The organism is uncultured Ruminococcus sp. (assembly GCF_937915125.1).
In the GTDB taxonomy this organism is placed as follows: domain Bacteria; phylum Bacillota; class Clostridia; order Oscillospirales; family Ruminococcaceae; genus Ruminococcus_C.
This window is the reverse complement of sequence record NZ_CALDMP010000069.1, coordinates 1-10,047: the sequence shown is the minus strand read 5'-3', so window position 1 is coordinate 10,047 and position 10,047 is coordinate 1. Positions and strand designations below refer to the sequence as shown.

The 10,047-nt window shown below is 49.3% G+C and carries 11 protein-coding genes, 3 tRNA genes and 1 rRNA gene; 5 read left to right on the top strand and 10 right to left on the bottom strand.

The window, feature by feature from the left end; translation table 11 throughout:
- Positions 1-86: 86 nt before the first annotated feature.
- Positions 87-230 (bottom strand): hypothetical protein, encoded by a 144-nt coding sequence (locus Q0418_RS06945; RefSeq protein WP_298483418.1) that lies wholly within the window; start codon positions 228-230, stop codon positions 87-89.
- Between the two features lie 375 nt (positions 231-605).
- Here Q0418_RS06945 and Q0418_RS06940 point away from each other — a divergent pair, with 375 nt between their 5' ends.
- The 5 genes from Q0418_RS06940 (at position 606) to Q0418_RS06920 (ending at position 4,461) form a co-directional block, all read left to right on the top strand.
- Positions 606-1,220 carry an AAA family ATPase gene (locus tag Q0418_RS06940; RefSeq protein ID WP_298483417.1) on the top strand — a complete coding sequence of 205 codons (615 nt, stop codon included), beginning with the start codon at positions 606-608 and terminating at the stop codon, positions 1,218-1,220.
- Between the two features lie 53 nt (positions 1,221-1,273).
- Positions 1,274-1,768, top strand: a complete 495-nt coding sequence (locus tag Q0418_RS06935; protein ID WP_298483416.1) for a DUF6512 family protein — start codon at positions 1,274-1,276, stop codon at positions 1,766-1,768.
- A 273-nt stretch (positions 1,769-2,041) separates the two neighbouring features.
- A complete protein-coding gene (locus Q0418_RS06930) occupies positions 2,042-2,629 on the top strand; it encodes a TetR-like C-terminal domain-containing protein (protein WP_298483415.1) in 588 nt (195 codons plus the stop codon).
- Positions 2,622-3,314 (top strand): ABC transporter ATP-binding protein, encoded by a 693-nt coding sequence (locus Q0418_RS06925; RefSeq protein WP_298483414.1) that lies wholly within the window; start codon positions 2,622-2,624, stop codon positions 3,312-3,314. The genes Q0418_RS06930 and Q0418_RS06925 overlap by 8 nt, the downstream gene beginning before the upstream one ends.
- A 4-nt stretch (positions 3,315-3,318) precedes the next feature.
- Positions 3,319-4,461: an ABC transporter permease gene (locus tag Q0418_RS06920; RefSeq protein WP_298483413.1), complete on the top strand. Its 1,143-nt coding sequence runs from the start codon at positions 3,319-3,321 to the stop codon at positions 4,459-4,461.
- A 126-nt stretch (positions 4,462-4,587) separates the two neighbouring features.
- Here the strand turns inward: Q0418_RS06920 and Q0418_RS06915 are convergent, their stop codons facing one another.
- The 9 genes from Q0418_RS06915 to Q0418_RS06875 all read right to left on the bottom strand — a co-directional run bounded on the left by Q0418_RS06915 (position 4,588) and on the right by Q0418_RS06875 (position 9,886).
- Positions 4,588-4,995, bottom strand: a complete 408-nt coding sequence (locus Q0418_RS06915) for an Hsp20 family protein (protein WP_298483412.1) — start codon at positions 4,993-4,995, stop codon at positions 4,588-4,590.
- 83 nt (positions 4,996-5,078) lie between these two features.
- Positions 5,079-5,513, bottom strand: coding sequence for an Hsp20/alpha crystallin family protein (locus tag Q0418_RS06910; RefSeq protein WP_298483411.1), 435 nt, complete (start codon positions 5,511-5,513; stop codon positions 5,079-5,081).
- Between the two features lie 536 nt (positions 5,514-6,049).
- Positions 6,050-7,108: a histidinol-phosphate transaminase gene (gene hisC, locus Q0418_RS06905; RefSeq protein WP_298483410.1), complete on the bottom strand. Its 1,059-nt coding sequence runs from the start codon at positions 7,106-7,108 to the stop codon at positions 6,050-6,052.
- Positions 7,109-7,114: 6 nt separating this feature from the next.
- Complete coding sequence (locus Q0418_RS06900) at positions 7,115-8,527, bottom strand: nicotinate phosphoribosyltransferase (protein ID WP_298483409.1); 1,413 nt, start codon at positions 8,525-8,527, stop codon at positions 7,115-7,117.
- A 5-nt stretch (positions 8,528-8,532) separates the two neighbouring features.
- A complete protein-coding gene (locus Q0418_RS06895) occupies positions 8,533-9,057 on the bottom strand; it encodes a cysteine hydrolase family protein (protein ID WP_298483408.1) in 525 nt (174 codons plus the stop codon).
- 438 nt (positions 9,058-9,495) lie between these two features.
- Positions 9,496-9,571, bottom strand: a tRNA-Asn gene (locus Q0418_RS06890).
- A 32-nt stretch (positions 9,572-9,603) separates the two neighbouring features.
- A 5S ribosomal RNA gene (rrf, locus tag Q0418_RS06885) occupies positions 9,604-9,719 on the bottom strand.
- Between the two features lie 11 nt (positions 9,720-9,730).
- Positions 9,731-9,805 (bottom strand) — tRNA-Glu (locus tag Q0418_RS06880).
- Positions 9,806-9,810: 5 nt separating this feature from the next.
- A tRNA-Lys gene (locus Q0418_RS06875) sits at positions 9,811-9,886 on the bottom strand.
- Positions 9,887-10,047: the final 161 nt, after the last annotated feature.

Below are 10,047 nucleotides of genomic sequence, written 5' to 3'. Positions count from 1 at the left end.
ACGAAAAATCTGACGGCGCATCTGACGCACAATCTTTGTGCGGTATTGCCCTAAATTCTGATATTTCAAGCAAATATTGCCCTTTTTTACATCCCGGAAAACGATGAACCCACATGAAAAGAATGCAGTTCCCAATTGTTCACATGCACACCATTCCATGCATGTACCAACATTGCCAAAGCGACCCATATGGCAGCTGTCTGAATGGTCAGCAAAAGAATCTTTTTCATGTGTGCACTCCTTTCAATCCTTCGAAATCCGAGTATTGTTCTCTGTTTTATTATACACGATATGGAAGGAAATTGCAATGGATTTTCCCAGTTTGTAATCAAATTGTAAAAATCGACATGACGTTTTCAGGTTTAGAATAGCACAAAGCGTTTCGGAGATTATACGTATCAAGATATTACGGTAATAAAACTTAGGCATTTTGACGAACTTTATTGTGCTTTGAAGATGCTAGTTAATTATTTCCTGCATAGTGCCTAAGTTTTGCGAGAAAAGCGAAAATCAATCGTCAAAAATACCCTATAGACAAGGGGCGGAAATTGTGGTATGATGAACATAGATCAATCAGCAAAATAACAACAGAAAGGGGCTTTTTCATGCAAAATTATGTAATTACCATCACACGTCAGTTCGGCAGCCGCGGCAGAGATATCGGCATTGCCGTAGCGAAAAAACTGGGCATACCGCTCTATGACCGCAGCGTTCTGGAAAAGGAAGCAGAGGCCCTGGATGAAACCATGAGTTCTCTGGTGCGCTTTAGCGAGAACGGCATCACAGGCTATTATAAAATGGCATATCCCCTGGGCATCGGCAGCAGTCTGAAACAAGACCGCATGTACGAGCTTCAGAGCAAGCTGGTCTTGGAGCATGCTGAACGGGAAAGCTGCGTCATCATCGGCCGCTGTGCAGACTTCCTGCTCCGGGAACGGGAAAATGTCATCCGGTGCTATATTTTTGCGCCGTATCAGGCACGCATCCGCAACAGTCTCCAGACTCTGGGCTGCACTACTGCTGAACCCCAGCGTATCATCGAAGAAGTGGACAAGGCACGGGCGGAATATTACCGTTCCCATACCGGATGTGAGGTAAACAACACCCGGTATCGGGATCTCTTCCTCAACAGCAATCTGCTGGGCGTAGAAGGCTCTGCCGCACTGATTGCCGAAGCCGCCAGACAAAAATTTCACCTGCCGGCGGCTGAAACAGAATAAATCCTGCAATTTTTTACACCATCCTGCATAAAATAATGCAGAGGTGATATCGTATGAACGAATTCCGCCGGAGTGTCTGGATCGGATTTTTTTGGAGTATCGTCACCGGGACGCTGCTCCATTTTTTATATGCCTGGACAGGGGAAAACCGTGTGGTAGGGCTGTATTCCGCCGTCAACGAAAGCACCTGGGAACATCTGAAGCTGCTTTTTTTCCCGGTTCTCGCCTATACGGTGTGGGAATATTTCTGGGTCGGTCACCGCTGGAAAGGCTACGTGCTGGCACGGATGGAGGCAGTTCTTCTGGGAATGCTGGCTATTGTGGCTTTGTTCTATACCTACACCGGCATTTTCGGCAGGAACTGGCTGGTCGCAGATATTCTGACCTTCGTTGCCGGAGCCGCCGTAACTGCATGGTTCACCTGGCACCGTGCCCCAAAAGATCACGGAGACAGCCTTCTGGGCGGACTGCTGTTTGCACTGATTGCCATATGCTTCGGCGTATTCACATTCTATCCCCCATCATTCGGCATGTTCGTCTCACCATAAACACACCGCAGGCGGCGAAGCACCCCGGCGCATCCTTTTGCGCCGGGGCGAGGCAGGGCTTTGCAAAACCGCACAGCCTTGTAGAAACTTTTCAATAAGAAATATCTTGAAAACGTCCCGGTGAGACGTTTTCAACAGCTATTATATATGTATTCTCATGAGAATTCAACCTACGATTATCTTACACGCAACTCCCTATTGACATTCCCACAGAAATATGCTATTATAAAACAAATGTTTTAAAACGTATGTTTTACAATAGGAGGAACCACAATGCCGCCGAAAGCGAAATTCACAAGAGAAGAGATCATAAAGGCCGCTTTCGATATGACACGCACAGAGGGAACCGAAGCCGTCACCGCCAGAGCACTGGGTGCAAAGCTTGGTTCCTCCGCAAGACCCATTTTCAGCGTGTTCGAAAGCATGGACGATGTCCAGAAAGAGGTACTCGCCGCCGCAAAAAAACTTTATAGCGAATATATTCACGAAGGACTGCACCAGAAAGAGCTTCCTGCCTTTCGGGGCGTAGGCGTGCAGTATATCCGATTTGCCATGGAGGAACCAAAGCTGTTTCAGCTTCTCTTTATGTCTGAAAGACCGGAAAAACCTGGCTTGACACATATTCTGCCGGTGATCGACGAGAACTACTCCCAGATTCTTGCCTCTGTCAAAGCCTGCCATGGTTTTGTCGGTGAACAGGCAGAACGGCTCTATCGCCATCTATGGATCTATTCCCACGGCATTGCCGTTCTGTGTGCCACCAATATGTGCAGCTTTACCCCGGCAGAAATCGGGTGTATGCTGACAGAAATGGGGTCAGCCATTATCAAGGAACTCAAAGGAGATGTGAAACATGATTGAGATGCAGAATATTGTGAAATCCTATGGCAGCCGTGAAAACAGCACCCAAGTGTTAAAAGGCATCAGCACCACAATCGCTGACGGCGATCTCGTTGTCATTCTGGGGGCATCCGGTTCGGGGAAATCCACCCTTTTGAACATTATGTCCGGACTGGAACGTCCCGACAGCGGCAGCGTGATCTACGACGGAAAAGATATCACAACATACAGCGACGATTCCCTGACGGCATTCCGCCGGGAAACTGTGGGATTCATCTTCCAGCAGTATTATCTGCTGCCCAATATGACAGTGGAACAAAATGTCCGCATGGGCGCTGACCTTGCCCACAATCCGGATTATCATGAGATCATAGACGCTGTGGGACTTTCTGCCCAGCGAAAAAAATATCCCGGTGCTCTTTCCGGCGGCGAACAGCAGCGTGTCTCCATTGCCAGAGCACTGGCGAAAAAGCCCAAGGTGCTCTTCTTGGACGAGCCAACGGGTGCGCTGGACGAGAATACCGGCAGACAAGTTCTGGACTATATCCTGAAACTTCACGCATCCCTGGGATTTACCATTGTCATGGTCACCCACAACCAGAACATTGCCGAAACAGCAAAAACCATTATCAGAATGAACAGCGGAAATATTGCCGAGATATGTCACAATGAAACGCAGAAAACCGCTTATGAGATCGGATGGTGATAGCATGATTGTGGGATGGAAAGATGCGTGCAAACTCTTCGGTATTGCCGTTGTCGCCTGCTGTGCGGTTTTTGTATGTGCATTGTTTCTCAATTATAATGCAGATATTGTCACTGTGAAAGATGCAATCACATCACCTCAGGGCATGGTCATGTATGATGCCCAGGTTGCCTGCGGCAAAGTAGTTGCCATTGTTTCAGGCGGCTGTCTGGCGGTCACCTCGGTGATCCTGCTGTTGTTCTACATAAAAAATTACATCGACACCCATGGAAAAGAACTGGGCATTCTAAAAGCTCTGGGATATTCCAGAATACAGGTGGCGAAACATTTCTGGGTATTCGGATGCAGTGTATTTATCGGCTGTATCCTGGGCTTTCTGGGGACATTTTTGTATCTGCCTAATTTTTATGAGATACAGAATGCAGAAAAACTTCTCCCCGATATCACGCCGCAATTTCATCTATGGATAGTGATCTGTCTGATTGTCGTACCCACCCTGTGCTTTATGGGGCTATCCGTTTTTTACGCCTTTTTGAAGCTGAAAAAGCAGTCCTTACACTTACTGAAAGAATACCAGACCATAAAACGCAGCCCCCGTCACAAAGACACCGGGGACACGCCCTATTTGCAGGAACTGAAACGGAACACGCTGCGGAGCAGAAAGATCCTTGTCTTTTTCATTGCATTTTCGGCGTTTTGTTTTTCGGCAATGACTCAGATGTCCATGTCTATGAAAACGCTTGCCAGCGAAAGCTTTGCATGGATGATGATCTCCATTGGACTGATCCTGGCATTTATGACGTTATTCCTGTCTCTGACCAGTGTCATCCACGCAAACACCAAAACTGTGGCAATGATGAAAGTGTTTGGTTATTCCCGGCGGGAATGCAGCCGGGCAATTCTCGCCTGCTACAGACCGGTTTCCTATATCGGTTTTATCATTGGCACTGCCTATCAGTATATCCTGTTAAAGGTCATGGTGACTTTTGTGTTTGCCGACTTAGAGGGAATGCCTGACTATCATTTTGATGGGAAAGTATGCATCATTTCCCTTGTGATATTCCTCGCCGCCTACGAGCTGATCATGTACTGTTATGCCCGGAAAATCCATAAGCTTTCCGTAAAAAGCGTTATGCTGGAAACATAAAAATACAAAAAAACCGATACAACCTTAAAAAATGGGCTGTATCGGTTTTTTCTCTGGCTTCTATTTCAGGGGGGGATATTATAGCATTATCATTGTGGGTTCCGTCAATCCACAGGAGAGATATTATTATTGGATCGGTATCTGCCGTGCAGCCGGTACTACAGGCTGTTTCTTTGGCATAGTCAGGGTCAGCACGCCGTTTTCATAAGCTGCCTGCATATGTTCCACATCCACACTGCTGATATCCATTTTCTGCTGATAGGAACAGGAACTGCGCTGGCGCTGTAAAAAGATACCCTTGTCTGCCTGGTTTGCATCACATTTTTCCACATGTTCTGCGGTGAGGGTCAGGACATCTCCCTCAATGTTCAGTTGGATTTCTTCCTTACGGAATCCCGGCAGATCGGCTTCCAATACATAGCTGTCGCCAGTGTCACGAAGATCGGTTCTCGGCATCACAGCCTCTGCTGCGTGCTCCCATGAATCACGCATGTTATCCAGTGTGTTGACAAACGGTTGAAAAATAGTCATCATACGTCATTCCTCCATTCATTCGTACTGACTGTTTTTATATTTGTATTCTGTGGGAATTCCGTCAATCGGAATTCCTTTTTGGCTTAGTGAATTTCCAGCTGACGGGAAACCGGAGCAGCTGGCTGTTTCTTGGGCATAGTCAGGGTCAGCACGCCGTTTTCATAGGCTGCGTGCAGCTGAGATGCGTCCACGTTGCTGATATCCAGCTTCTGCTGATAAGAGCAATAGCTGCGTTCCCGGCGGAGATAGGTGCCTTCCTTGTTCTTTTCCTCCTCGGTCTTTTCCTTGTGCATCGCAGACAGCGTCAGGACATCGCCCTGGACATCGATTTTGATCTCCTCTTTCTGGAATCCCGGCAGCTCTGCCTCCAGCACATAGCTGTCACCGGTATCCCGGATATCAGTTTTGCAAGTGCTGACCTGCGTGGACTTGCCGCCGAAGAATTCATTCTCCCAGTCACGCATGGAGCGGAACAGGTCATATCCGGTACGTTCAAAGGGTGTCAAATAGGTCATCATAAAGCATTCCTCCTAAGGATTTGGTTACAGATTTTTTTGTTTGCGGATCCGGTTCACGGCGTTTATCTCTTCCGTTTCCGTGCCCCGTTCCGTTTACAAGTATTATCATACCCCTGCTTTATGATAAAATTACGATGCTATTGTGAAAACTGAATGAAAGTTAGCACTCTATGTAAAAGAGTGCTAACCATCTGCCAACCAGAGTGCTAATGCATTGCCAAGTCTCACTGTATCACGTAGTCACGCCAAAAACTTTGCTCATGGTTTGAAAACCGGAAGCGTAGGGCGGGGGCTTGCTCCCATCGTTTCCGAAGAATCTAAGGGAAACCTTTTTAGATGGAAGAGAATAGTAGGGGCGACCATTGGTCGCCCGTGTTTTCCGTTCACAAGTGGTCTGCGGCAAGCGAACAATGTTCGCACCTACAATTCGATGAATCTTTCCACATGGCATGTCACATAAAAAGAGGACATTCTCTTTCTGCGAGAATCTCCTCTTTTTGCTGTATTATATTGCAACGGATATGTGCTTGCGAGAATTATTTCCCCAGATACTTCCGCAAAAAATCAAACAGCGCATCCATCTGGGCATCCGTGCCGATGGTGATCCGTAAGTAATCCCGCACTCTGGGGGCATCGAACCAGCGCACGAAAATATGTGCCTCCCGCAACGCCTCAAACAGCTCATGGGCATTGCAGTCCGGGTGGGTCACAAACAGGAAATTGCTCTTGGAATCCGGAAACTGGAAGCCCATCTCCCGGAGCACTGTCTTGGAGCGCTCTCTGGTCGCCACAATTTTCGCTGTAATTTCCTCCAGATACGCCTGATTCTCCACCGAAGCTGTGCCAGCCGCCAGTGCCGAACGGTTCATGGTATAGGAGTTGAAGGAATATTTCACATCATGCAGCGCCCGGATCAGTTCCGGCGAACCAATGGCAAAGCCGATGCGCTCGCCTGCCATGGAACGGGATTTGGAGAACGTCTGCACCACCATAAGATTGTCATACTTGTCCAGAAGCGGCAGCACTGATTCACCGCCGAAGTCCACATAAGCCTCGTCAATGACCACCAGAGATTCCGGATTGTGCTGCAAGATACGCTCAATTTCCGCCGCAGGCATGGCAATTCCCGTAGGTGCATTGGGGTTCGGGAACACAATGCCGCCGTTTTCCTTGAAATAATCCTCCGGCACAATTTCCAGCTTTTCATTCAGAGGCTGCACCTCGTAGGGAATCCGGAACAGATCGCACCATACCGGATAAAAGGCGTAGGTAATATCCGGAAAGAGAATGGGCAGCTCTGAATTGAAAAAGGTCTGGAAGATCATCGCCAGCACATCGTCTGAGCCTACCCCGGTGAACACCTGAGACTCCTCCACCCCATATGCCTTTGCAATGGCAGCGTTCAGCTGGTGGGCTGTGGGGTCGGGATAAAGCCGCATTTGCTCTGCCTGACTTTTCGCCAGTACTTCCTGCACCGCCGGCGCCGGGGGATACGGGTTTTCATTGGTGTTCAGCTTGATCATATCGGGAAAATCCGGCTGATCTCCCGGCACATAGGGTACGACTCTGCGGATATTCTGTTGATAACGTTTCATTTCAAATCACATTCCTGACTTTTGAGATTCCTGCATCTGCCGCAGCTTCCGGCGGACTGCCGCCAGTTGTGGAGACAGATGCAGTGGATAAGGATGCGGATGTTCCAGACGGCGCACTTCTTCCGGCAGGGTATCCACCTGTTCCAGCGTACACGCCTGCTGTTCTGCCAGCGCCATGGGAGACTGCAAACGCACACCACGGCGCATGACCGGCTGTAACAAAGGTTTCACATGAACGCCCTGGGGCAGTTCGGGTACTGCCTGTTCCGGTGTTTCCTCCTGCCGGCATATCCAATCTCCCATAGCAGTTCCCGTCCCAGAATCCCACATGCGGAATACCTGCTTGGGATATGGCAAGGTGGATTTTCCCGGTGTCTCGCTCCATTTATATTTGGGGATCAGAGTACCGTCCGGCTGTTCCAGTGCCGTCAGCTTCAGTACGCAGCCCAATACCGGATCACTTTTGGCTGTTATGAGCCGTTCTCCCACACCGAAAGCATCAATTGCCGCACCCTGAGAAAGAAGCTTTTCCACCCGATATTCATCCAGGGCATTGGAGACTAGGATACGACAGGAGAACAGCCCGGCATCGTCCAGTATTTGCCGCACCTGCCGGGACAGTCCTGCCAGATCGCCGGAATCCAGACGCACCCCAAAGGACGTAATGCCACGGGGCAGCAGTACTTCCTGAAAGGCACGGATGGCATTGGGCACACCGCTGCCCAGGGTGTCATAGGTATCCACCAGCAGCACCACGCCATGGGGACTGGCGTTGCACCAGGTGCAGAACGCCTCATATTCCGTGGGGAACTGCTGCACCCAGGCATGACTCATAGTTCCAGTGACGGGAACGCCGTAAACCGCCTGCGCTGCTGTACAGGATGACCCGGCACAACCGCCCAGATATGCCGCCCGTGCCCCGTCCACAGCAGCATCCATGCCATGTGCCCGGCGTGCACCGAACTCCCACACCGGCAGTCCCCGGGCACTGCGGACAATGCGGTTTGCCTTTGTGGCAATCAGGGACGCATATCCAATCTTTTGCAGCAGTCTTGTTTCCAGCAGATAGCCCTGATACAAGGGTGCTTGGATTGATAAGAGAGGCTCGCCTGGAAAGACCGGCATTCCCTCCGGTACGGCATATACATCTCCCGTAAAACGAATCTGCTTGAGATACGCCAGAAATTCCGGGGAAAAATCACCACGTTTCCGCAAAAAACCGATGGCATCCTCAGAAAACCGGAATGCCTCCAATTCCTGCAAAGCCGGCTCCAGTCCGGCAGCAATGACAAAACCACCCTGATCAGGGATGCGGCGAAAGAATAGTTCGAACCATCCCCACTGTCCGCCCATGCCGCACTGGATCATCTGCTGTGCCATGGTCAGCCCGTAAAAATCACAGTACAATTCCGACTTCAACCCAGTCACCGCCTTGTCACGTGGATGTGCAGACTTTCCAGCACATCCAATGCCGCCCGATGCAGTGCAGGATCCGGCGAAGCCACGCAATCCGGATCAATGGCAATGGATGCCTCCGGCAGTGCCGTTTGCGCCAATACCACATTGACAAGCACACAGACCTGAGTCACCACGCCTACAAATTCCAGCGCATCAAAAGACTGTCGCCGCAACCAGTCGAACAATTCCGGCGAACCATAGGTATCTTTTTCGAAGCAGATATCCTGGGGCTGCTTTGCCTGGGCAACACTGCCATAAAGCGCACAGCCCGGTGTTCCCCGTCGGCAATGCTCCACAGGAAGATATTTGCCCTCCCGGGTGAGACGATAATTCTCCCCATGGGCATCCAGGGTGAATACCACCTGATCTCCATGGGCATGATATCGGGCAATTTTAGCCGCAATGGGATGTTCCAGCCGAAGTGCCGCCGGGAATCCCAGACTGCCCGTGACAAAATCCACCTGATAATCCACTACAATCAAACAACGCATGGTCAACCGCTCCGTTTCTATTTCAGATAAGGATACTGTTGCACCATTTGGTGAAATTATACCTGGCGGAATTCTGTTATCAGTATAGCACAATTTCCGGGAAATGTCCATAGGGTATGAAATGAAAGAAATAACTCTCCGCAAGTTTGCATATCTCTTTGATTATATTCTTCCTGCATATTCACCCAATTTCTGAAAATACTATGATATACAGTTCCTCCGGTACCCGAAATCCAGGGCAAGGCGAAGCACGGCAAAGGATCCGCCAACCCCATCATAGCCGGCACAGAACCGCCTGCCCAGAAGGTCTATCACAGCAAGCCTTTTGCGCAGGAAGACACTAATTTGCAGTAAAAAAATGAGACAGCTACTTATTCGTATGGCTGTCTCTTTTTCAATAAAAACAAAAACCACCTAAGAAAACTTAGGTGGTTTTACTGGCTCCTCCAGTTGGACTCGAACCAACGACCCTGCGGTTAACAGCCGCATGCTCTACCGACTGAGCTATAGAGGAATATCTGAGAGTAATCGAAATCACTCTCAAAGTGTCGGCATTGACCAATTTTCCCAGGTCGAGATGACCAAGTATCGTAGGCGTAAAAGAGCTTAACTTCCGTGTTCGGAATGGGAACGGGTGGAACCTCTTTGCCATAAACACCGACTAAAAGAAAAATGGTGACCCGTACCAGACTCGAACTGGTGATGCCGCCGTGAGAGGGCGGAGTCTTAACCGCTTGACCAACGGGCCACAATTGGTGCACCATCGGGGACTCGAACCCAGGACCCACTGATTAAGAGTCAGTTGCTCTACCAACTGAGCTAATGGTGCATTTGCTATAATAATATTATAGCACATATGTGACACTTTGTCAAGAGGAAAAACACATTTTTCTTTTATGAACTTTACGACAAAATAATGAATTCAAAATGCGTCAGACGCACAGAACAAAAGGAAAAGCGAACGACCGATTAGTATCTGCAAGCTAAACA

What these genes read in the sequence shown, in the direction of transcription:
- Q0418_RS06930 (WP_298483415.1), top strand. Translation starts at nt 2,042, where the DNA reads ATGCCGCCGAAAGCGAAATTCACAAGAGAAGAGATCATAAAGGCCGCT.
- Q0418_RS06915 (WP_298483412.1), bottom strand. Translation starts at nt 4,995, where the DNA reads ATGATGACTATTTTTCAACCGTTTGTCAACACACTGGATAACATGCGT.
- Q0418_RS06940 (WP_298483417.1), top strand. Translation starts at nt 606, where the DNA reads ATGCAAAATTATGTAATTACCATCACACGTCAGTTCGGCAGCCGCGGC.
- Q0418_RS06935 (WP_298483416.1), top strand. Translation starts at nt 1,274, where the DNA reads ATGAACGAATTCCGCCGGAGTGTCTGGATCGGATTTTTTTGGAGTATC.
- Q0418_RS06910 (WP_298483411.1), bottom strand. Translation starts at nt 5,513, where the DNA reads ATGATGACCTATTTGACACCCTTTGAACGTACCGGATATGACCTGTTC.
- Q0418_RS06945 (WP_298483418.1), bottom strand. Translation starts at nt 230, where the DNA reads ATGAAAAAGATTCTTTTGCTGACCATTCAGACAGCTGCCATATGGGTC.
- Q0418_RS06920 (WP_298483413.1), top strand. Translation starts at nt 3,319, where the DNA reads ATGATTGTGGGATGGAAAGATGCGTGCAAACTCTTCGGTATTGCCGTT.
- Q0418_RS06925 (WP_298483414.1), top strand. Translation starts at nt 2,622, where the DNA reads ATGATTGAGATGCAGAATATTGTGAAATCCTATGGCAGCCGTGAAAAC.
- Q0418_RS06895 (WP_298483408.1), bottom strand. Translation starts at nt 9,057, where the DNA reads ATGCGTTGTTTGATTGTAGTGGATTATCAGGTGGATTTTGTCACGGGC.
- hisC (WP_298483410.1), bottom strand. Translation starts at nt 7,108, where the DNA reads ATGAAACGTTATCAACAGAATATCCGCAGAGTCGTACCCTATGTGCCG.